17 protein-coding genes are annotated in these 20928 nt (G+C 64.4%); 11 read left to right on the plus strand and 6 right to left on the minus strand.

Annotation, left to right across the window (positions count from 1 at the left end):
* Window positions 1-535 precede the first annotated feature (535 nt).
* A complete protein-coding gene (locus AC0WRY_RS24445) occupies window positions 536-826 on the plus strand; it encodes a hypothetical protein (RefSeq protein WP_211419814.1) in 291 nt (96 codons plus the stop codon).
* Between the two features lie 63 nt (window positions 827-889).
* Here AC0WRY_RS24445 and purU read toward each other — a convergent pair whose 3' ends face one another.
* On the minus strand, window positions 890-1753 hold the full coding sequence (purU, locus tag AC0WRY_RS24450; protein WP_491121357.1) for a formyltetrahydrofolate deformylase: 864 nt from the start codon (window positions 1751-1753) through the stop codon (window positions 890-892).
* Between the two features lie 152 nt (window positions 1754-1905).
* Here purU and AC0WRY_RS24455 point away from each other — a divergent pair, with 152 nt between their 5' ends.
* The gene (locus tag AC0WRY_RS24455) at window positions 1906-2745 is read left to right on the plus strand and encodes a uroporphyrinogen-III synthase (RefSeq protein WP_491121359.1); all 840 of its coding nucleotides are present in this window, start codon (window positions 1906-1908) and stop codon (window positions 2743-2745) included.
* A 12-nt stretch (window positions 2746-2757) separates the two neighbouring features.
* On the opposite strand, the gene AC0WRY_RS24460 is transcribed toward AC0WRY_RS24455, so the two are convergent.
* A complete protein-coding gene (locus AC0WRY_RS24460; RefSeq protein WP_491121361.1) occupies window positions 2758-5961 on the minus strand; it encodes a CHAT domain-containing tetratricopeptide repeat protein in 3204 nt (1067 codons plus the stop codon).
* A 295-nt stretch (window positions 5962-6256) separates the two neighbouring features.
* Between AC0WRY_RS24460 and AC0WRY_RS24465 the strand changes: the two genes are divergently transcribed.
* Window positions 6257-7519, plus strand: a complete 1263-nt coding sequence (locus AC0WRY_RS24465) for an MFS transporter (RefSeq protein WP_211419818.1) — start codon at window positions 6257-6259, stop codon at window positions 7517-7519.
* Between the two features lie 6 nt (window positions 7520-7525).
* Here AC0WRY_RS24465 and AC0WRY_RS24470 read toward each other — a convergent pair whose 3' ends face one another.
* Entirely contained in the window at window positions 7526-8200 is a 675-nt protein-coding gene (locus AC0WRY_RS24470) for a Crp/Fnr family transcriptional regulator (RefSeq protein ID WP_194403349.1), read from the minus strand.
* A gap of 335 nt (window positions 8201-8535) precedes the next feature.
* On the opposite strand from AC0WRY_RS24470, the gene AC0WRY_RS24475 reads away from it, so the two are divergent.
* From AC0WRY_RS24475 to AC0WRY_RS24500, 6 genes are all read left to right on the plus strand, one after another.
* The gene (locus AC0WRY_RS24475) at window positions 8536-9357 is read left to right on the plus strand and encodes an ABC transporter ATP-binding protein (protein ID WP_491121364.1); all 822 of its coding nucleotides are present in this window, start codon (window positions 8536-8538) and stop codon (window positions 9355-9357) included.
* Window positions 9354-11285: a long-chain fatty acid--CoA ligase gene (locus AC0WRY_RS24480; RefSeq protein WP_491121366.1), complete on the plus strand. Its 1932-nt coding sequence runs from the start codon at window positions 9354-9356 to the stop codon at window positions 11283-11285. The genes AC0WRY_RS24475 and AC0WRY_RS24480 overlap by 4 nt, the downstream gene beginning before the upstream one ends.
* A gap of 220 nt (window positions 11286-11505) precedes the next feature.
* Window positions 11506-12399 (plus strand): branched-chain amino acid ABC transporter permease, encoded by an 894-nt coding sequence (locus AC0WRY_RS24485; RefSeq protein WP_194403352.1) that lies wholly within the window; start codon window positions 11506-11508, stop codon window positions 12397-12399.
* 3 nt (window positions 12400-12402) lie between these two features.
* Window positions 12403-13476 carry a branched-chain amino acid ABC transporter permease gene (locus tag AC0WRY_RS24490; protein WP_491121368.1) on the plus strand — a complete coding sequence of 358 codons (1074 nt, stop codon included), beginning with the start codon at window positions 12403-12405 and terminating at the stop codon, window positions 13474-13476.
* 41 nt (window positions 13477-13517) lie between these two features.
* Window positions 13518-14801: an ABC transporter substrate-binding protein gene (locus AC0WRY_RS24495; RefSeq protein ID WP_194403354.1), complete on the plus strand. Its 1284-nt coding sequence runs from the start codon at window positions 13518-13520 to the stop codon at window positions 14799-14801.
* A 125-nt stretch (window positions 14802-14926) separates the two neighbouring features.
* Window positions 14927-15766 carry an ABC transporter ATP-binding protein gene (locus AC0WRY_RS24500; protein ID WP_194403355.1) on the plus strand — a complete coding sequence of 280 codons (840 nt, stop codon included), beginning with the start codon at window positions 14927-14929 and terminating at the stop codon, window positions 15764-15766.
* Here AC0WRY_RS24500 and AC0WRY_RS24505 read toward each other — a convergent pair.
* Window positions 15763-16917, minus strand: a complete 1155-nt coding sequence (locus AC0WRY_RS24505; protein WP_285807132.1) for an AGE family epimerase/isomerase — start codon at window positions 16915-16917, stop codon at window positions 15763-15765. The genes AC0WRY_RS24500 and AC0WRY_RS24505 overlap by 4 nt on opposite strands.
* Window positions 16918-17003: 86 nt before the next feature.
* Here AC0WRY_RS24505 and AC0WRY_RS24510 point away from each other — a divergent pair, with 86 nt between their 5' ends.
* Window positions 17004-18227, plus strand: coding sequence for a phenylacetate--CoA ligase family protein (locus AC0WRY_RS24510; protein ID WP_491121371.1), 1224 nt, complete (start codon window positions 17004-17006; stop codon window positions 18225-18227).
* 225 nt (window positions 18228-18452) lie between these two features.
* On the opposite strand, the gene AC0WRY_RS24515 is transcribed toward AC0WRY_RS24510, so the two are convergent.
* Together AC0WRY_RS24515 and AC0WRY_RS24520 are read right to left on the minus strand one after the other, a co-directional pair.
* Window positions 18453-19067 carry a hypothetical protein gene (locus AC0WRY_RS24515; protein WP_491121373.1) on the minus strand — a complete coding sequence of 205 codons (615 nt, stop codon included), beginning with the start codon at window positions 19065-19067 and terminating at the stop codon, window positions 18453-18455.
* A 2-nt stretch (window positions 19068-19069) separates the two neighbouring features.
* A complete protein-coding gene (locus AC0WRY_RS24520) occupies window positions 19070-19651 on the minus strand; it encodes a hypothetical protein (RefSeq protein ID WP_491121375.1) in 582 nt (193 codons plus the stop codon).
* A gap of 536 nt (window positions 19652-20187) precedes the next feature.
* Between AC0WRY_RS24520 and AC0WRY_RS24525 the strand changes: the two genes are divergently transcribed.
* Window positions 20188-20502: a hypothetical protein gene (locus tag AC0WRY_RS24525; protein ID WP_194403360.1), complete on the plus strand. Its 315-nt coding sequence runs from the start codon at window positions 20188-20190 to the stop codon at window positions 20500-20502.
* The last annotated feature ends 426 nt before the right edge of the window (window positions 20503-20928 follow it).

The raw sequence follows: 20928 nt of genomic DNA on the forward strand, positions 1-20928 counted from the left end.
CGAGTGCCCGGTCCTTGCCGCTCTTTACTTACGGACAAGCCATGCCGTGCGGCCACATGGCGTCCTCTGCAACCCCGTTGTCAATCGGACGTTGGGCGACCATTCGGCGCAAGCCGCGTGATCCCGCTCTCGACGTCGGCGGGAGAGATTTGTACGATTGTACAAAGAAGATGGTCCTGTCAACAAAAAAGCCCCTGACCGGGTGGCGATGGCTCGTTGACGCGCCACTCTAAGGAGGCCGCACGATGCAGTGGATGGAGGATTCCGCCTCTCACTTGCAGAATCTGGACATCTCACGACTGCGCGGTGAGGCCCCTCGTTACGCTGCCCCCAAACCACTAAACGTAAGCACGTAATGTATACCGTATCAGCTGAAACGCGGGCTTCAAGGTCAAAATTTGCGTATTATAATACCTATCATGTATACATTCTCGCCTACCGCTGAATAGGCCAATTTTACTGGTTGAGAGCTATGGTTTGCCGCTGACGCCATCCGGCGCTCAGCATCCAGGCCCGATCGGGCACGACCCAAAAGATGTCCATGCGCACCCGTCCGCTTTCGATCGCTGCAGTCGCCCTGCTCGCTTCCACCCTTGCAGGCTGCGGCACGGTCAACGAGAGGCTCTCCGCCGGCATGGGCGACTCCATCCCGCAATGGGCCGGCGGCCTGCCGGCTGATGCGCCGCCGCGACCGGGGACGCCGCAATACGAAGCCTACATGAAGGAGCGCGAACGCAAGCGGCTGCTGCCGGCAGCGGACCGCGAGAAGGAAGAGCAGGCGCAGAAGGGCGCGGCAGCGACGACGTCGGCTGGCGCGGTGCGTTAAGGAGCGAATGGCGAATAGGGAGTGGCGAAATGGCCATCCCTTCTACTCGCCACTCACTATTCGCTAATCCACGAACACCACGGTCTTGCGGCCGTTGAGGATGACGCGATCGTCGAGATGGTAGCGGATCGCGCGGGCGAGCACGCGGCGCTCGATGTCGCGGCCCTTGCGGACGAGATCTTCCGGCGTGTCGCGATGACTGATGCGTTCGACGTCCTGGTCGATGATCGGGCCCTCGTCGAGATCGCGCGTGACGTAATGGGCCGTGGCGCCGATCAGCTTGACGCCGCGCTCATGGGCCTGGTGATACGGCTTTGCGCCCTTGAAGCCCGGCAGGAACGAGTGGTGGATGTTGATGCAGCGCCCCGAAAGCTTCGCCGACAGATCGTCCGACAGGATCTGCATGTAGCGGGCGAGCACGACGAGATCGGTGCCGGTCTTGGCGACGAGATCGAGGACCTGCGCCTCCTGCTCGCGCTTGGTTTCCTTGGTGACCGACAAATGGTGAAACGGGATGCCGCCGAAATCGAGCCCGGCATAGACCTCGCGCGGATGGTTGGACACGATCGCAGTCGGAACCATCGGCAATTCGCCGGTGCGCCAGCGATAGAGGATGTCGACCAGGCAGTGGTCGGACTTCGACACCAGCAGCATCACCTTGCGATGCGCGGCCCGGTCGCGCATCTGCCATTCCATGCCGAAACGCTCGGCGATCGCCGCAAAGCCGGTCTGCAGCGCCGACAGTTCCACGGCGAGATCGGCCGCGGTGAACACGACGCGCATGAAGAACTTCTTGGTCTCGATGTCGTCGAACTGCTGGGCGTCAAGAATGTTCTGTCCGTTGTGGGCGAGGAACGTCGACACCGCCGAGACAATGCCGGGCCGATCCGGGCAGGACAAGGTCAGAACATATTGATGATCGGGCATGTTGATGGACGGGCTTGGCTCTTGATGAAGGATTGTGCAGCGGAACGATCCGCGAGTTGCGCCCTGCTCTAGCACCGACCCCGCCCTTGCGCCAATCCCAACCGTGGAGTCAGGATGAACGGACGATTGCGAATGACCACCGGAGAATCCCCATGGCCGACCGTTTGAACGGCACCCGCATCCTGATCCTGGAAACGCGCGAAGAGGCGCAGTTTTCCAAGCTGCTGGCCGAGCAAGGCGCCGAGGTCGTGCAATGCCCGATGTTCACCATCCACGATGCGCCGGACCCGGCCCCGGTCGAGGCCTGGATCCGCCGCGCCATCGAGAAGCCGCTTGACGACCTCGTGCTGATGACCGGCGAAGGCCTGCGGCGGATCATGAAGCTTGCCCGCGCCCGCGGGCTCGATTCCGCGCTCGTTGCGGCGCTCGCCAAGACCCGGAAATTCACGCGGGGCCCAAAGCCCGGCAAGGCACTGCGCGAGGTCGGTCTGGAGGCGCAGCAGACCACGGAGAAACCGACCACCGACGGCGTGATCGAGATGCTGGGCAAGCTGGCCCTCAGTGGACGGCGTCTCGGCCTGCAGCTCTATCCGGACAAGGACCACAGCACGCTGACCGGCGCGATCGCCGCGCAAGGCGCCGCGATCGATACGGTGCTGCCGTATGTCTACGATTCCAGCGCAGCCGATACCAACATCGTCGCCGCCGTCGACGACATGGCCGAGGGGCGGATCGATGCGCTCGCGCTCACCAATCTCGGCCAGGTCCGCCGCCTGATCGAGGCGGCAAAGGCGCATGGCAGCGAGGCCAAGCTGCGCGCCGGTCTCGAACGGACGCTGATCGCGTCGGTCGGCCCGGCGGTGTCGGGCGAGCTCGCCGCTCACGGCCTGCGCACCGACGTTTCGCCGGCGGAAGACGCCTATTTCATGCGTCCGCTGATCTCGGCGATGGCCACGGCGCTGGCAGAGCGCAAGCCGGCTCCGACGCGCTGATCCATCGGGCCGCTACATCGAGGTATTGCCCACCAGCACGAACGGTGCCCAGATGCCGGGCTGCGCATTCGCGCCACCCCTCGCAATCAAGACGAAGATCGAGCGGCGCAGCGCCTCGGCGCGGCCGATGTCGGGATGGGCGTTGAGCGCATCGATCGTGCCGGTGGTGATGACAACCGCGGCATCGGAGTTGACCGCCCAGTGCGAGACCAGCAGCGCACGCGTGCCCGCATAGAAGAAGGCTCGCGCGAGCCCGGAGAAGGCCTCGGAATTGGCAGCCTGGCCGCCGGCGGTGTTGCACGCCGACAGGATCACCCAGTCGGCATCGAGCCTGAGGCCCGAAATCTCCGACGAGGAGAGATAGCCGTCATCGGCTTGCGTCGCGGTCGCCGGCGGGCTCAGGATCAACCCGGGCTCGATCGAGCCGCGCACCTGCCCCGCCAGCGCGCCATGCGTCGCAAAATGCAGGATGCGGTATTTCGCGAGATCGCCGCTCTGGCTGAGCGTCTTCATCCTCGTCTCGGATGCATCATTGGCGAGCACGACATCGCCTTTGACCGGCGCGAAGCTGTCGGCCACGGCGCATAATTCGACCGCGGTTTCCGGCAGCGGCATCTGGCGCCGGAGCTGCGCAATGTCCGCCGTGGCACCCGACAGCGCGTCGACGGCGCGCAGGCTCCGTTGTGCGACCTTGGTAGCCTGCGTCGGGATGACGGCGCAGCTCTGGATCTGGCGCGCCAGCCTGGCGCGCGAGATCGAAAGCTCGCTGCGGCCATCGCCGTCCAGCGTGGGATTGCCGACGCCGAGGAACGGTTTCGATGCCGTGCTCCTGCGGGCGACCTGGCGCAGGGCCTTGAGGCTCGAGACGGACGGCAAGACCGTGGTCGCAAATCGCTTGACCAGCCAGGAGGCCTTCGCGAGGTCTCCACCCGTCACGGGCTTGTCCGTCAGCAGGACCTGGAAAGGCAGCGCCGCCAGTGGGCCCGACGGCACCAGGATCAGCTCCTTGCCGTCGATGTCGCGCGCAACCGGACCAAGCAGGGCCTGGTAAAGCGCAAAGGCGCGCTCCTGATCGAACGGCAGCGGCTCGTCTGCGCCCAATGGAGCATTGCGGCCGAGCTTCTGCGGGCATGTGGATGCCTTGTCCAGCCATGCCTCCGCGTCGAGACCACAGCGCAGCGCGCCGACGGTCTCCTTGAGCTGGCTCTCGCCGAGATCGGCGGCATGCCAGCGCACATCCGAGCGCGTCACGGTCCAGACGAACGTCGCGCGCGAGGTCGTCGCAAACAGCAGCACCGCCTCATTGGGACGAAGCTGCCTCTGGACGTCCTCGATCGCGATCGGCGTCCTGGTCACCAGCGCCGCATAATCCGGAAACTGCGCGGCGATTGTACGATCCAACTCCCGAATCTGATCCGCGAGGGCTGAGGCCCGGGCACGAAGCGCCTGTTCTGCGGCCGCATCGCGGGCGACATTGGCTTGCGAGATCGCCGCCACCAGCAGCTTGTCGGTTGCCGCCGCCTGCGTGCCGAGGTCCTGCCGCTCCCGGACGCGGGCCGCCAGATCATTGCGCCCATCGGCAATGCGGGCCGACATCGCGGTAATCGCGCGCGCGGCCTGCTCGTCACCGATCCACTGCGCCGCCTCGAACGCCTGCGATCGCAAGGCGCTCCTCTGCTCGTCACTGGCGGCGCGCGCGAGATTGTAGGCGGCGGTGATCAATCCCGGATATGGATTGGTGTCTTCACGGGCCTTGAGGTCGCTGCGGCCCTCTTCGCCGAACTCCGCGACGCGGCGAGCGCTCTGGATCGCCACCGCCCGCGCAAATGCGGCGCGCGCCTGCGGCCAGTCCTGCAAATCGAGAAAATGGGCGCCGAGATTGGCCAAGCTAGAGGCGACGTCCGGATGCGTCTCGCCGAGCGCGTGCAGTCGGATATCCAGCGCGCGTTTCAGGAGCGGCTCGGCCTCCTGCGCCCGGCCGGTGCTGTCCAGGATGACGGCGAGATTGTTCAGGCTGTTCGCGACCAGCGGGTGAGAGGCGCCGAGGGCGGCTTCGCGCAGCGCAAGCGAGCGGCGCGCGAACGGCTCGGCCTCGGCGTACCGATCACCGTCGGCCAGCAAGGTCACCAGATTGTCGAGAGCGATGGCAACGTCGAGATGCCCGGGACCGAGCGCCTTCTCGCGTATGGCGAGCGATTTGCGCAAGATCTGCTCGGCCTCCTGCTTGCGATTGAGATGGGCCCAGGCCTCGGCAAGATTGTTCAGAGCCGTCGCAGCGTTCGGATGCGCCGCTCCGAAAGCCTTTTCCTGAATGGCGAGCGCCCGCGTCAGCAGCCCCTCGGCCTCGGCGTCCCGGCCTTCTCGCGAAAACACCAAAGCGAGATTGTTGAGGCTCGCCGCGACGTCGGAATGATCGGGCCCGAGCGTCTTTTCCCTGATGGCCAGGGCCCGCCGGGCCAATTGCTCGGCGTCCTGAAGCCGGCCCTGCGCACGCCGGAGCTCGCCGAGATTGCTCAGCGTCGCGGTCAGATAGATGCTGTCCGCGCCGTGCTGCTTCTCCTGAAGCGCGAGCGCTTCGGCGAAACTCGCTTCGGCCTGCTGCAACCGGCCTTGCGCGCGATTGACCTCCGCGATGTTGTTCAGCGTCACCGGGATCATGATGTCAGCCTGCCCCGAAGTCTTCCTGAAGACCACGAGCGCGCGACTGAACATGTCGAGCGCCTCGGTCTCCTTCATCTGACGGTGACGGAGATTGCCGAGTTGCATGCGCGCAAGGGCCGTCGTGAGATGGTCGGAGCCCAGCACGCTCTCGTTGATGGCGATGGCGCGTGACATATCCCGCTCGGCCTCGCTCAGCCGGTTCAGGCCGAGCTCGATCTGGCCGAGCGTGCCGAGCACGGCGGCGACGTCTGGATGATTGGGCCCGAGGCTCTTCTCGCGAATCGCAAGAGCCCGCCGCAGCACGGCTTCAGCCTCCGTCGTCTCGCCTTGCGCCTGGAGCGACTGACCCAGCACCACCAGCGTGGTTGCCGTCAGCGGCGACTGCCGGCCCGCGCTCTTCTCGGCCTCACCGACGAGCTTTCGCGCAAGCCCCACCGCCTCGCCGTAGCGGCCCTCCTTCGCCAGCGACGTAATGCGCTGCATCAACGCCAGCATGTCCTGCGGACCCGCCCGGCAGGGCGACACGACCATGCCCACGAGAAGCAAGAAACCCAACAGCCGCGCAGTCAAACCATGCCGAAATACCAACATGCCGCAATTGCTCCGTCCGCCCGCCCACCGTCTCCTAGGGCCACAGCAAAATGAAAACTGTGTGACCTCGCCGGCAGATCGAGGGCCGCAACAACGGGCCTGCAGCCGGGCCGACAGTGTCGCTGGCGCACGGCGAATCGCCCGTTGTCGTCGAGCATGACGCCATGCGGCAGCTTCAATTGACATGAACGCCGCCAGCGCTACGCTTGCAAAGAACAATAACAAGGCAGGGAATCGCCGTGATACGAGCCATCGCGCCTTGAGCACAGCCGCACGACCTTCCGCGCTGGCGCCATTCCGCATCCGCAACTATCGCTTTCAGTGGCCGTCCGATCTGCTGACCTCCTGGGCGTTCGAGGTGGAGACGCTGGTGCTCGGCTGGTACATTTTGGTCGAGACCGGCTCGGTGCTGCTGCTCACCGTGCTTGCTTCGCTCCAGTTCGTCGGGACGTTGGTCGCGCCGGTGTTCGGCATGATCGGCGATCGCATGGGCCATCGCGATCTCCTGGTCGTGATGCGTCTTGCTTATACGGTGCTGTCGTCGACCATCATGGTTCTGGCGCTGACCGGTCATCTGTCGCCGCTGAGTGTCATGATCATCGTCGCGATCATGGGCCTGATTCGTCCCTCCGATCTCGGCGTCCGGGGCGCGCTGCTCGCCGAGATCATGCCGGCCGAGCAATTGGTGGGCGCCATCAGCGTGGCGCGCACCACGCAGGACAGCGCTCGCATCGCAGGCGCGTTGACCGGCGCCGGCTTGTTCGCCGTCCTCGGCATCGGCCTCGTCTATGTGGCGATCGCCTGCCTCTACTTCGTGGCCGCGCTTCTCATGCTCTGCCTGACCCGTCCCAAGAGGACCGTCATCACGAGCGATCTTCCGGCAAACAGCCATGCGGTGTCGCGACTATTGGGCGACCTCAAGGAAGGCATCGTCTACGCCTGGAATGGCCCGGGAATGCGTGCGGCGCTGTGCGTCGCCTTCCTGGCCAATCTCACCGCATTTCCCTTCACTGGCGGACTGTTGCCCTACATCGCCCGCGAGATCTTTCACACCGACCAGACCGGCCTTGGTTACCTCTCGGCGAGCTTCGCCGTTGGCTCGCTGATCGGCTCCATCACGCTCAGCCTCGTCAGCGGAGTGCGCATTGCCCGGCTTCTGATCGGCGCGACACTGGCCTGGTACGCAATGCTGCTGGTGTTCGTCGAAATCAGGACCATGCCGGTGGCGATGGCCTGCCTCGTACTCGCCGGTATCGCGCAGAGCATGTCGATGATCTCGGCCGCCGTGATCCTGATGCGGACGGCCAGCGCGCATCTGCGCGGCCGTGTGATGGGCGTGCGCATGATGGTGATCTACGGCCTGCCGATCGGATTGCTCGCGGCCGGCAGCCTGATCGACGTCATCGGCTATTCCGCGACCGGTTCACTCTATGCCGCCGCGGGCTTCATCGCGATGCTGGCGATCGCGATCCGCTGGCGCGCCGATCTGTGGCCGGTGCACGCGCCCGCCAATGCGCGATGAATCGCCTTAGTCCCCGTATCCGCGCAGCCGCTCGACATCGAGGATGGTGACGCCGCCATATTCGAGCCGCAGCAGACCTTCCTTCTCCAGCCGGTTCAGCGCGCGGTTGGCGTTCTGGCGGGACATGCCGGAGAGCGCGCCGATCTCCTCCTGGGTGATCTCCAGATGGGCGGTCGATTCCGGATAGAGGATCGGGTTGAACAGCGAGGCGATGCTGCGGGCAAGGCGTGCGGTGGCATCCAGCGTGCGGTTGACCTCGAGCATGCCGATGAACTGGCCGAGCCGTTCGTTGAGCTGGCGCACCAGAAAGCGGTTGAAGCCGACGCTGTTCTCGAACAGCCACATGAAGGCGCTGCGTTCCATCAACGCGACGCGGCTGTCGCGCAGCGCGACCACGTCATAGCGGCGCGGCTCGTTCTTCAGCACGCTGCCTTCGCCGAACCAGGCCCCTGCCGTCAGCCCGGCGAGGCTGGTCTCCTTGCCGTCCCGCGAGACCCCGCCCATGCGGGCAAGGCCGCCCACCATGCCGGCCCAATAGGCAAAGATATCGCCGCGCATGAACACGGTCTCGCCGGTGCCGTAGGACCGCTCCGTGATTCCGGCACGCGCGACCTCGATCTCCGCTTGCGTGAGCTCGCGCGACCACGCGGCGACGCGCTTCAGATGATCTTCTGAAATCATGATCTCGCGGCCAGCCGCACCGTTTCGTCACTCCACCTTCTGTTGCATTGCAACATGATTATTGCGACCGCCATCCGACGAAAGATGAAGGCCGCGGCCGCCCGGCAAACTTTGTCGCAGAATTGTCAGCCGGGAGACATTTCAAAATAGCGCTTTCCCCTATTGAGGACCACCTCGGGAGATGCGGCTTTCGATCCCAGCGGGAACGAGAGTGGCGCGGCTCCGGTCGAGACCATCTGCTGCATGGCCTCACCGGCACCACCGTACTAGGATCGCCCGACGGAACGGACGAAGAGCGCCGCTAAAAAGCGCCATCACCGGGAGGGTTTCGTTTGGTGGCTACCAGTCTCGAAGTGCGCGGCGTGTCCTTGCGATTCGGCGGCGTCCGTGCGCTGACCGATGTCAGTTTCGCCATCAAGGACGGCGAGCTGTTCTCGATCATCGGGCCCAACGGCGCCGGCAAGACCTCGATCGTGAACTGTATTTCCGGTCGCTACAAGCCGACCGAAGGCCAGCTCTTCTATGGGGATCGCGACATCTCCGGCCTGACGCCGAATGCGCGGGCCTCGCTCGGGATCGGCCGCACCTTCCAGAATCTGGCGCTGTTCCACCACATGAGCGTGCTCGACAACATCATGGTCGGCCGCCATCACCTCCTCAAGAACAACTTCCTCACGGGCTCGCTGTACTGGCTCACCGGCGCGCGCAAGGAGGAGCTCGAGCACCGCCGCAAGGTCGAGGAGATCATCGACTTCCTCGATCTGCAGTCGGTGCGGAAGGCGCAAGCCGGCACCCTCTCCTACGGCCTGCGCAAGCGCGTGGAGCTCGCCCGCGCCATGGCGCTGGAGCCGCGCCTCATCCTCCTCGACGAGCCGATGGCCGGCATGAATTTCGAGGAGAAGGAGGACATGGCCCGCTACATCGTCGATCTCAACGAGGAGTTCGGGATGACGGTGGTGATGATCGAGCACGACATGGGCGTGGTGATGGACATCTCCCACCGCGTCATGGTGCTGGATTTCGGCAAGAAGATCGCCGAGGGCGACCCGGCGGCGGTGCTCGCCGATCCCCACGTCAGGCGCGCTTATCTCGGCGAAGAAGACGAGGTGCTGGTCGATCCCGACGACGAGCCCGCAGCTCCGGAGTGCGCGGCATGATGGATTACGCGGGCCGCGTCGCCCAGGCCGACACCTATCCGAAGATGCTCCGGCTCAACGCCAAGGAGCACGGCAACGAGATCGCATTGCGCGAGAAGGATCTCGGGCTCTGGCGGTTGTTCACCTGGAACGACTATCAGGCCCGCGTCCGCGACTTCGCGCTCGGTCTCGTCGAAATGGGCCTTGGCCGCGGCGACGTCGTCGGCATCATCGGCGACAACCGGCCGGACTGGGTCGCGGCGGAAGTGGCGACGCACGCCATCGGCGGCCTCAGCCTCGGGCTTTATCGCGACGTGCTCGACGAGGAGGCCTCCTATCTCCTCAACTATGGCGAGGCGCAGCTGGTCTTCGCCGAGGACGAGGAGCAGGTCGACAAGCTGCTCACCCTCGCCGAACGCGCGCCGAAGCTGAGGCACATCATCTACTCCGATCCGCGCGGCATGCGGAAATACGACGATCCCCGGTTGATGTCGGCGGAGACATTTGCCGAGCTCGGCCGCGCCCGTGCGGCGCGCGAGCCGGAGCTTTACGACAGACTGGTCGATGCCACCAAGGGCGAGGACGTCGCGATCCTCTGCACCACGTCGGGCACCACGTCCCATCCCAAGCTCGCGATGCTCGCCGCCGGCCGCGTGCTCGGTCACTGCGCGACCTACCTCGCCTTCGATCCCAAGGGCCCGGACGACGAATACGTCTCGGTGCTGCCGCTGCCGTGGATCATGGAGCAGGTCTACGTGCTCGGCAAAGGCCTGCTCTGCCGGATGAAGATCAACTTCGTCGAAGAGCCCGAAACGATGATGAACGACCTGCGCGAGATCGCGCCGACATTCGTGCTTTTTGCGCCCAGGGTCTGGGAATCCATCGCCGCCGACGTCCGGGCCAAGGTGATGGACGCCACGCCTCTCAAGCAGCGCCTGTTCGACGTTGGGATGAAATCGGGCCTTGCCGCGCTCGAACAGGGCGAGCGTTCGGGCCTTGCCGACGCGATCCTGTTCCGCGCGCTGCGCGATCGCCTCGGCTTCACCCGCCTGCGCTCGGCCGCGACCGGCGGCGCGGCGCTCGGCCCCGAGACCTTCAAGTTCTTCCAGGCCATGGGCGTGCCGCTGCGTACGCTGTACGGCCAGACCGAGCTGCTTGGAGCCTACACGCTGCATCCCGAGGGCAAGGTCGATCCTGACACGACCGGCGTGCCGATGGCCGGCAATGTCGAGATCCGCATCGACAATCCCGACGTCCACGGCGTCGGCGAGATCGTGGTGCGGCATCCCAACATGTTCCTCGGCTATTACAAGAATCCCGAGGCCAGCGTCGCCGACATCAGGGACGGCTGGATGTTGTCGGGCGATGCCGGCTATTTCAACGCCAACCAGCAGCTCGTCGTCATCGACCGCATCAAGGATCTCGCCGAGACCTCGCGCGGCGAGCGCTTCTCGCCGCAATTCATCGAGAACAAGCTGAAATTCTCGCCCTATATCGCCGAAGCCGTGGTGCTGGGCGCCGGCCGCGACGCGCTGGCGGCGATGATCTGCATTCGCTACTCCATCATCTCGAAATGGGCGGAGAAGAACCGCCTTTCCTTCACCACCTACAGCGACCTCGCCTCGCGGCCCGAGGTCTATGCGCTGCTTCGCAAGGAGGTCGAGACCGTCAATGCCACGCTGCCGCCCGCGCAGCGCATCTCGCGCTTCCTCTTGCTCTACAAGGAGCTCGATGCCGACGACGGCGAGCTCACCCGCACGCGAAAGGTGCGCCGCAGCGTCATCAACGAGAAATACGCCGGGATCATCGACGCCATCTACCGCGGCGATGCCGACATCCCCGTCGACACCGTGATCCGCTTCCAGGACGGCACCACCCAGCGGGTGCGCACCACGCTGCGCGTGGTGGATCTGGGGATGCACGGGCATATGGCGGAGGCGGCGGAGTGAAGCACCTTCCGACCAAGTGCACGATGCCGGCCGATGCGCCCTCTCCCCTTGTGGGAGAGGGCTTCTCCGCAGCCAATTACACCCTCGGTCGGGTGAGGGGTTCTCTCTCCGCACCGTCACCGCCGAGACAACCCCTCACCCGTCTTCGCTTCGCGAAGCCACCCTCTCCCACAGGGGGACAGGGCAAGAGCGCGCCGGACTCGTCATCGAGCATCATCACATGAACACCGCCTTCCTCATCCAGCTCCTGGTCAACGGCCTCGTGGTCGGCACGCTCTACGGCGTGGTCGCGATGTCGTTCGTGCTGATCTACAAGGCGACCCAGGTCGTCAACTTCGCGCAAGGCGAGCTGCTGCTGGTCGGGGCCTGGGTGTGCTGGGCGCTGCTTGCGAAATACCAGGTGCCGTTCTGGATCGGCATGCCGATGACGCTGGTGTTTATGTTCGTGTTCGGCATCGCGGTCCAGGTGCTCATCCTGCGGCCGATGATCGGCGAGCCCATCATTTCCGTCATCATGGTGACGATCGGCCTCTCCACCGTGCTGCAGGCGACGCTGAAATGGATGTTCGGCGTCAATCCGCAGCCGTTCCCGCGCGTATTCGAGAGCCAGTCGGTCAGCCTGTTGGGCTTACAGATCCAGACCGTCTACGTCATGAGCCTCGTGGTGTCGGTCGCCATGATGGTCGGCATGGCCTGGTTCTTCCGTGCGTCCAAATACGGTCTTGCGATGCGCGCCACCGCGTTCAACCAGCAGGTCGCGCAATCGCTCGGCATTTCCGTCAAGAGCGTGTTCGCGATGGCCTGGGCGATCTCGGCGACGGTCTCGGCGGTCGCGGGCGTCGTCGTCGCAGTCGTGAACGGCGTGTCGTCGGGCCTTGCCGCCTATGGCATCAAGGTGTTTCCGGCGGCAATCCTCGGCGGGCTCGACTCCGTCGGCGGCGCCGTGCTCGGCGGCATCATCATCGGCCTGCTCGAGAACGTCGCGCAATATGTCGACAGCGAGTATCTGCACTGGGGCAATCTCTACGAGATCGCGCCGTTCTACGTCCTCATCATCGTGCTGATGATCAAGCCCTACGGGCTGTTCGGCACCCACGACATCGAGCGGATCTGACCCATGGCCGGCCCTGCCCTCATTCCTGCTGGTGACTTCCGCACCTCCTACGCGGCGGACACCACGATCTTCCCGACCACCACCAGCCGCAACTTCGCCATCGCGGGCGTAGCGCTGCTGTGCCTCGCGCCGCAATTCTTCAGCGGCTACTGGCTGAGCATCCTGATCCAGATCGGCATCTTCTCGATCGCCGCGCTCGGCCTCAATATCCTCGTCGGCTTCACCGGCCAGATCTCGATCGGGCACGCCGCGTTCTTCCTGCTCGGCGCTTTCACCTCGGCCTACATCTCCAACACTGCGCCGATCCCCGTATTCTTCGCGATCCCGCTCGCGGGCGTCGTCACCGCGCTGGTCGGCCTGATCTTCGGCATCCCGGCGGCGCGGCTGAAGGGGCTGTACCTCGTCATCGCAACGCTGGCCGCGCAATACATCCTGCTCGACTTCTTCTCCCGCGCCGAGTGGTTCACGGGCGGCTCGGTGCCGGCGAGCGCCAACCCGTTCTCGATCTTCGGCTACACGCTGCGCGGCGATAAGCAATATTTCTATGTCGTGCTGGCCTATGTGGTTGCGAGCTACATCCTCGTCACAAACCTGATGCGCACGCGTGACGGCCGCGCGCTGGTGGCGATCCGTGACCATTATCTCTCCGCCGAGATCATGGGCATCAACCTGACGAAGTACCGCACGCTGTCGTTCGGGCTCGCCGCCTTCTTCGCCGGCATCGCCGGCGCGCTCTACGCGCACTACCAGCTCGTGGTGTCGCAGGAAGGTTTCGGCATCGAGCGCTCGATCCTGTTCCTGGCCATGATCATCATCGGCGGCACCGGCTCCGTCATGGGCACGCTGATGGGCACCGCCTTCGTGGTGCTGCTGCCGGAATCCATGGAATTCATCAGCCTGTATTTGAAGGGCGGCGCGATCGACAAGGCGCTGTCGCTCAACACCAACATCACCTTCCTGCGCGAGATCGCGATCGGGGTGATCATCATCGCGTTCCTGATGTTCGAGCCTGACGGACTCGCGCATCGCTGGCGACAGGTCAAGGCGTACTGGAAACTCTACCCGTTCTCGCATTGAGCGCGGGCAACTTCACTTAAACAATAAACAGGAGGAAACCCATGACGATGAAGTCCCTTTTGAGCACCGCATCGCTCGCGCTCGCGATCGCCGCATTTTCGGCCGGCGCGCAGGCGCAGATCGCGATCGGACACCTCGCCGACTATTCCGGCGGCACCTCCGACGTCGGCACGCCCTACGGCCAGGCCGTCGCCGACACCTTCGCCTGGGTCAACAAGAACGGCGGCGTCGGCGGCAAGCAGCTCAACGTCGACACCAACGACTATGGCTACCAGGTGCCGCGCGCAATCGCACTCTACAAGAAGTGGTCCGCGCCGGACAGCAAGGTCGCCGCGATCATGGGCTGGGGCACCGCCGATACCGAGGCGCTGACCGGCTTCCTCGCCCAGGACAAGATCCCCGACATGTCCGGCTCCTATGCCGCAGCACTCACCGATCCCGAAGGCGTCAGCGGCAAGGCCAAGCCCGCGCCCTACAATTTCTTCTATGGCCCGAGCTATTCGGACTCGCTGCGCGCCATGATGATGTGGGCGGCGGAGGACTGGAAGGCCAAGGGCAAGGGCGGCAAGCCGAAATTCGTGCACATGGGCGCCAACCACCCCTATCCGAACGCGCCGAAGGCGGCCGGCGAAGCCATGGCGCAAGAGCTCGGCTTCGAGGTGCTGCCGCCGCTGGTGTTCGCGCTCACACCGGGTGACTACAGCGCGCAATGCCTGAGCCTGAAATCCTCCGGCGCCAACTACGCCTATCTCGGCAACACCGCGGCTTCCAACATCTCCGTCCTGAAGGCCTGCAAGACGGCCGGCGTCGACATCCAGTTTCTCGGCAATGTCTGGGGTATGGATGAGAACGCTGCCAAGACGGCCGGCGATGCCGCCAACGGCGTGATCTTCCCCTTGCGCACGGCGGTGAGCTGGGGCGGCGATGCGCCCGGCATGAAGACGGTCATGGAAATCTCGAAGATGTCCGACGCCAGCGGCAAGGTCTATCGTCCCGTCCACTACATCGCGGCCGTCTGCTCCGCGCTGTACATGAAGGAGGCGATCGACTGGGCCGCCAAGAATGGCGGCGCCACCGGCGACAACGTCGCCAAGGGCTTCTACCAGAAGAAGGATTGGGTGCCGGCCGGGATGGACGGCGTCTGCAATCCCTCGACCTGGACCGACAAGGACCATCGCGGCACGCTGAAGGTCGATCTCTATCGCACCAAGATCTCGGGCGCGACCGACGGCGACCTCAACGACCTCATGGCCAAGGGCACGATCAAGCTCGAGAAGGTCAAGACCGTCGAGCTGCCGCGCAAGCCGGAGCTGCTGGGCTGGTGAGCGCAAACTCGGACGTCATGGCCGGGCTTGTCCCGGCCATCCACGCCTGACCTCACGGCACGAAGTACGTGGATGCCCGGGACAAGCCCGGGCATGACGACCGTAGCAATCTGGTAGACACACCAATGACCGACACCCTCGACGCATCCCGCACCAAGCCCGCCGCAGTGCCGCCCGCCGCCCTCCTCGCCGTGCGCAACATCGAGGTCGTCTATGACGACGTCATCCTGGTGCTGCGCGGCCTCAGCCTCGACGTTCCCAAGGGCGCGATCGTGGCGCTGCTGGGCGCCAACGGCGCCGGCAAGTCGACGACGCTGAAGGCGATCTCCGGGCTGCTCAAGACCGAGGACGGCGAGGTCACCCGAGGAGAGATCCTGTTCGAAAACGAGCGCATCAACGGCATCGACCCCGACAAGATCGTCCGCCGCGGCATCTTCCAGGTGATGGAGGGCCGACGCATCGTCGCCGACATGACGTCGCTGGAGAACCTCAAGCTCGGCGCCTTCACCCGCAGGGACCGCGAGGTCGATTCCGATCTCGACATGGTCTTCAACTATTTCCCACGCCTGAAGGAGCGCACCGGCCTCGCCGGCTATCTCTCCGGCGGCGAGCAGCAGATGCTCGCGATCGGCCGTGCGCTGATGGCGCGCCCGAAAATGATCCTGATGGACGAGCCCTCGATGGGTCTGTCGCCGCTGCTGGTGAAAGAGGTGTTCTCGATCATCCAGAAGATCAACCGCGACCTCGGCGTCACCATCCTCCTCGTGGAGCAGAACGCACGCGCCGCGCTGTCAGTGGCAAGCCACGGCTACATCATGGAGCAGGGCAAGGTCGTGCTCGACGGCACCGCCGACGAATTGCGCGATAACGAGGACGTCAAGGAATTCTATCTCGGCGGCGCCGGCGACCAGCGCAAGAGCTTCAAGAACCTCAAGAGCTTCAAGCGGCGCAAGCGCTGGCTTTAACCCTCGAGCACCTGCTCCGCTTCCGTGACCGCGCAGAGAACATGATAGAACGACGACGCAGGAATGGTGTCGATCAGCGATTTGCCGTCGCGGTCGAACTGGTCGTACCAGCCGCCCCTCACGGGATGGCTGAGATAATGCCGTTCGAGCCGCACCAGCGCCGCGCGCGCTTCATCCGCCGCGCCGGCCTCGCCGGATTCGGCCTGCGCGATCCAGGCTTTCGCGATCTCGGTCTGCGGCCACAGCCGGCGCGTGCTGCGGCGAATGTTGCCGATATCGTCCCCCTCGTCGATCATGCAACCCGTGGCCTCGTCGCGATAGCGCATCGCGGTCGCGAGGAGCTCGGCGCGCCGCTGCCCGGTCGGGCAGCCCGTGATGCGTTCGAATCCCTTCAGCAGCCAGACCCATTCGGCCTGGTGGCCCGGCTCGACGCTGACCGGCTCGATCTTCGACCAGTCCTCCTCGAAATACTCCGTCAGGATGCGCTTCTGCTTGTCGTAGAGATTGGCCAGGAACAACGCGAAGAATTCGCCGGCTCGGTTCTGGAACGACAGATCGTGGGTCGCGTCGAAACAAGCGATCATCGCCTCGAACAGATGCATATGCGAGTTCTGCCGTCGCGGCAACGAGACCGGAAGGCCTTCGTGCACGCCGCCATGCGGCGAACGGAGATGGCCGTCGAGGAAAGCGAGCAGCGCGTCGATCTCGGCTCGAACCTGCGCGTCCCGGTCGAGCGCGTAGACGGTCGCGAGAGCAAACAGGATGAAAGCGTGATCATAGGCGTCGCGCCGGCCGTCCAGCACCGTCCCCTCCGGCGTCAGCCGGTGCACGAAGCCCGGCCGGCCGTCGGGCGCTTTGGCTTTGGCCAGCAGATGTTCCAGTCCCTTCAGCGCGATGGCGCGCCCCTCGGGATACCAGCCCAGCTGCGCCGCCTTGGCGTAGCAATAGATCTGGCGGGCCTGCACGAACACGCGCCGCGGCGCAGCCGCATCCGCGATACCGTCCGGGTGCAGCCGGTCGATGAAGCCGCCCGTGGCCCGATCCCAGCCGACCGTCGACCACAGCGGCAGCGCCTCGTCGATCATGCGGCCCTTCAGGCGCACGACGACATCCGCAGCCTCATCCGCCGCAATGCTTCCCTTGTCCGCCATCGGGTCCTCTCTCGGCCTCACCAATGGCGGTCTGATACCCATGCCGGTGGCGGCGCGCAACGGATGCCAACACGGAAAGAACAACCATGACCGCCCATTACGACGCCCGCGAGACGCGCGAGCCGGCAGCCCGCGAGGCCGATCTGTTCTCCCGCCTGCCAGAGGTCCTGCGAGCCGCGATGGCCGCCCCGGCTTACGCCGAGCGGCTGAGAGGTCTTGATCCCGCCGCCGTGACCTCCAGAGCGGCTCTGGCGGCCCTGCCGGTGTTGCGCAAGTCGGAACTGCCCGCCCTGCACAAGGCCTCTGCGCCCTTCGGGGGCTTCGTGACGGCCGCCCCCGGCTCATTCGCCCGCCTCTTCACCTCGCCCGGCCCGATCTTCGAGCCGGAGGGGCGGCAGGCCGACCCCTGGCGCGGCGCGAGAGCCCTGTTCGCGGCCGGGTTCCGGCCCGATGACATCGTCCTCAACACCTTCAGTTACCATCTCACCCCCGGCGGCTTCATCTTCGACGCATCGGCGCGTGCGCTCGGCTGCGCCGTGATTCCCGCAGGCCCCGGCAATACCGAGCAGCAGTTCGAGCTGATCGAGGCCTACCGCCCGGTTGGCTACAGCGGCACGCCGGACTTTCTGAAGATCTTGCTCGATGCCGCAGAGAGTTCGGGCCGCGACGTCTCCTCGATCAAGCGGGCGCTGGTTTCGGGTGCCGCGTTCCCGCCCTCGCTCCAGGCTGAGATCAAGGCGCGCGGCATCGACGCCTACCAGGCCTTTGGCACCGCCGATCTCGGCCTCATTGCGTTCGAGACCGGGGCGCGCGAGGGCATGGTCGTGAACGAGGACCTGATCATGGAGATCGTCAAGCCCGGCACCGGGGATCCCGTGGCGCCCGGCGACGTCGGCGAGATCGTGGTGACCTCGCTCGACCCGCATCATCCCTGGATCCGCCTTGCGCTCGGCGACCTCACCGCCGCTCTGCCAGGCCCAAGCCGATGCGGGCGCACCAATATGCGCATCAAGGGCTGGATGGGCCGGGCCGACCAGACCACCAAGGTCAAGGGCATGTTCGTCCGTCCCGAGCAGGTCGCCGAGATCGGCAAGCGTCATTCCGCGCTTGGAAGACTGCGCCTCGTCGTCACACGACAGGGCGAGACCGACGCGATGACATTGCGAGCGGAAACGGCGAGCGCGAGCGAAGCGCTGCGCGAAGAGATCGCCGGCACCTTGCGCGCCGTGACGAAGCTCGGTGGCGCCGTCGAACTGGTCGGCCCCGGCGCGCTGCCGAATGACGGCAAGGTGATCGCGGACGAGCGCTAAACTCACTCGCAAGATCGTCGACAAGTCACCCGCGACTCTAAACAAAGGTGGCAACACCTTTTGCGACATCCCATAACAGCAACACGCCCGGCAATCTTTCTTTGTCGGGACGACGTCCTCAACCACGATGGGGCGACGTCTTGGCGGCAACAGGCCGAGGCCACGTTCTTACCACGTTGAAATCCTAAGGAAAAATTGGCTTCGTTCTGCAGAGAGCAAACTATCTCAATCTTTAGTTGCATAATTCAAATCATTCGCCTCATCTATTCTTGCTGAGGGTAGCGTTGCTCTCGCTTTCAGTTGAAGCAAGGATCGGAGGGCGCGATTGCGTTGGCCGATCGCTCGAGCCTCATAGCGGTCGAGGGTCAAGAGCTCCGGCAGGGCCCGCCGCACCGCCTCAGCAGTGCGCTCTTCGACGGACAGCATAGTTTCAGATAGGTCATCGGGCGCCACGAGAGGAGGCCAGGTGCTGACGCGCACGGCGACCTCGCAGAAGCGCAGCTCGTGTTTCCAAGAGGCGGGACCCGGGGGGTCGGCCGATCCCAATGCTAGCTCGTGCTGGATCAGTGCCGTTTTGACGCGGCGGACGCGAGCAAGATCGAACGTGGCGATCGCCACCTCGCGGGCAAGTTCGCGCACAAGGCGCTCCGTGCTTGCGCCTGCGATTTGCTGGGCGAGCTTGTCGACCAGTTTGGCCTGCAATGCAGTCACTTGGAAGGATGCGCACAGGCCATGGCGCAAGGCGTTCTTGGCGGCGCGCTTCTTGCCGGCGGCCGAGCGCGGCCCAGTACTCTGACAAGCGTTGCGCCGATTGGCTTCGATTTGACTTTGGCTCGCCATGATCATCCCACGTGCTGACGCGCATCAAGCGGCGCGAGCGCAGGTTGCTCCACCGCAGCCCGGACCTGAGCAGCAAACGCCTCGCGATAGCTCGAAATCGCGCCAAATGCGCGGTGCAGACGTGCCTGCTGCGCTGACATCATCCTGTCGAGCCTCTCGAGCTGATCGGCCTGGCTGCTGATCGCGGCGGCTTCGATGACACCCTCATCAAGTTGAAACGCGGCGAGCCGCTTTGCTACCTCTTGCCGCGCCTCCGGCTTGGTAAACCAGTCGCGTTCGAGCGCGGTACGCGCTTCGCACTCGGCGGCATCCTCGGGTGGGCCCAGAACACGGTCCAAAATCTCGGCAATTGCAGGCCCAAAGGCAAGGTTGATGACGTGGTCTCTGCATCGTCGCAGCCGCATCATCTCCCAAACGCACGCCGCAACGTCGGCGAGAAAGATCTTCTCGACGATGTTCTTGGGCTGTATCTCGCGCGCCAATTCGCGTTGCAGGCAGGCGAAGGCTTCTTTGGATTCGGTGATGAGCAGTGAACCCTCCGAAATCGAAGGGTCGAATTGCTTGCTATGATATCGCGGGACCATGGAATGCTCCGAGCCGATCGGCCGAGATGGCAATAACTTGCCCTCACCTCCGCTCGGCCGTGGAGCTGAAGGCGCACGCGGTTGGTGGCGGGTGATTCTGCACCAGCCAGATAAATATGAGCTTTTTGGAAAGTCGAAGTCCTGCGATCCGCCCGAACTTCGTTGCCTCGGATCCCGAGACGCTGCGCGCGACGTCGTCGCTGCGCTTCAACTATGACTCAACTGCCGGCCCATTTCAACAAGGTTCGCAGAGCGCGCTCGTCTCAGAATCCTGTAGCGTCTACTGATTCCATTTGAAAAAAACTGTCGTTTCGATACCTTGCTGCGCGCTCTTGCTGAATGAGCGGCCGCGCGGGCGATGTCCGTGAGCGGTGATCCGGCGACGCCGACCATCCCTGAAGCCGCTTCAAACCATTGTTTCGGTCGAACGGCAGCGGGCCCTTCTCGCCATCGCGATGCGACATGCGAGGACAATCATCTGCAGGCCTTCACCCTTATCACGCACGCCTGTGCAGGCGTGCCATTGGAGACGAAGCATGACAACGGAAAATGATTTTAAGTTAGAGGCTCGCGAAATCCTGAGTACGACACGACTGATTCGCAGGGGATCTCAGAGCGAGCGGGTCTCGCTGTTCGGCGCGATCCTGCTGGCGCAAGCTGACAGGGCCTTGCAGGGCAATGATCGCGCCGCCCGGGTCGTGCTAGAGATAGGTGTGTATTGCGACGTGTTTGACAGTCGCCAGAAAGATCAGGGGTTCGACCTGACAAAACTCGAGGCGGACGAGCTCCCGGCTTTTGAGCGGATGATCGCAAAACTTCGCGTTGGCGTTCCCCAGCAAGAAGAAGCCTAAAGGTTCACGTCGCTCTTGACGGTCAGACAACACGCCGTCTTTTTTAGAGGCGAGGCGGCGTGCTGCGGCGCCTGTTCGAACTTGATCTGCGGACTATCGAGACGCCATCGCTCATTGCTACCGCTAAACGTTCATAACCAGACTGGCTCCCAGCATAGCCATATTTAGCGCTCGGCTGGCCTTCGTTTAGATCTTCGCTTGTTCAGGCTTCTCGGGTTTAGGTTTGCGAAGACGAACGCCGGGGCCTCCGCCGTTTGCATCGATGAACTCGACGCCGGCTGCCTCTAAGGCCCCGCGTATCGCGAGGTTATTCGCCGCAGTCATGGAAGTCTCATTATTCATCAATTCAGCACGGCGAATGGTGGTTAGGCCTACTGAGGAGGCTCGGGCCAAATCCTCCGCACTCCAGCGGATTAGGGCTCGTCC

Source organism: Bradyrhizobium sp. T-12 (assembly GCF_058314695.1).

Excerpts from the sequence above, each read along its gene's own strand:
- AC0WRY_RS24490 (WP_491121368.1), top strand. The coding sequence starts at position 12,403 with ATGGCCGGCCCTGCCCTCATTCCTGCTGGTGACTTCCGCACCTCCTAC.
- AC0WRY_RS24505 (WP_285807132.1), bottom strand. The coding sequence starts at position 16,917 with ATGGCGGACAAGGGAAGCATTGCGGCGGATGAGGCTGCGGATGTCGTC.
- purU (WP_491121357.1), bottom strand. The coding sequence starts at position 1,753 with ATGCCCGATCATCAATATGTTCTGACCTTGTCCTGCCCGGATCGGCCC.
- AC0WRY_RS24525 (WP_194403360.1), top strand. The coding sequence starts at position 20,188 with ATGACAACGGAAAATGATTTTAAGTTAGAGGCTCGCGAAATCCTGAGT.
- AC0WRY_RS24445 (WP_211419814.1), top strand. The coding sequence starts at position 536 with ATGTCCATGCGCACCCGTCCGCTTTCGATCGCTGCAGTCGCCCTGCTC.
- AC0WRY_RS24495 (WP_194403354.1), top strand. The coding sequence starts at position 13,518 with ATGACGATGAAGTCCCTTTTGAGCACCGCATCGCTCGCGCTCGCGATC.
- AC0WRY_RS24485 (WP_194403352.1), top strand. The coding sequence starts at position 11,506 with ATGAACACCGCCTTCCTCATCCAGCTCCTGGTCAACGGCCTCGTGGTC.
- AC0WRY_RS24515 (WP_491121373.1), bottom strand. The coding sequence starts at position 19,067 with ATGGCGAGCCAAAGTCAAATCGAAGCCAATCGGCGCAACGCTTGTCAG.
- AC0WRY_RS24500 (WP_194403355.1), top strand. The coding sequence starts at position 14,927 with ATGACCGACACCCTCGACGCATCCCGCACCAAGCCCGCCGCAGTGCCG.
- AC0WRY_RS24480 (WP_491121366.1), top strand. The coding sequence starts at position 9,354 with ATGATGGATTACGCGGGCCGCGTCGCCCAGGCCGACACCTATCCGAAG.
- AC0WRY_RS24510 (WP_491121371.1), top strand. The coding sequence starts at position 17,004 with ATGACCGCCCATTACGACGCCCGCGAGACGCGCGAGCCGGCAGCCCGC.
- AC0WRY_RS24520 (WP_491121375.1), bottom strand. The coding sequence starts at position 19,651 with ATGGTCCCGCGATATCATAGCAAGCAATTCGACCCTTCGATTTCGGAG.
- AC0WRY_RS24455 (WP_491121359.1), top strand. The coding sequence starts at position 1,906 with ATGGCCGACCGTTTGAACGGCACCCGCATCCTGATCCTGGAAACGCGC.
- AC0WRY_RS24470 (WP_194403349.1), bottom strand. The coding sequence starts at position 8,200 with ATGATTTCAGAAGATCATCTGAAGCGCGTCGCCGCGTGGTCGCGCGAG.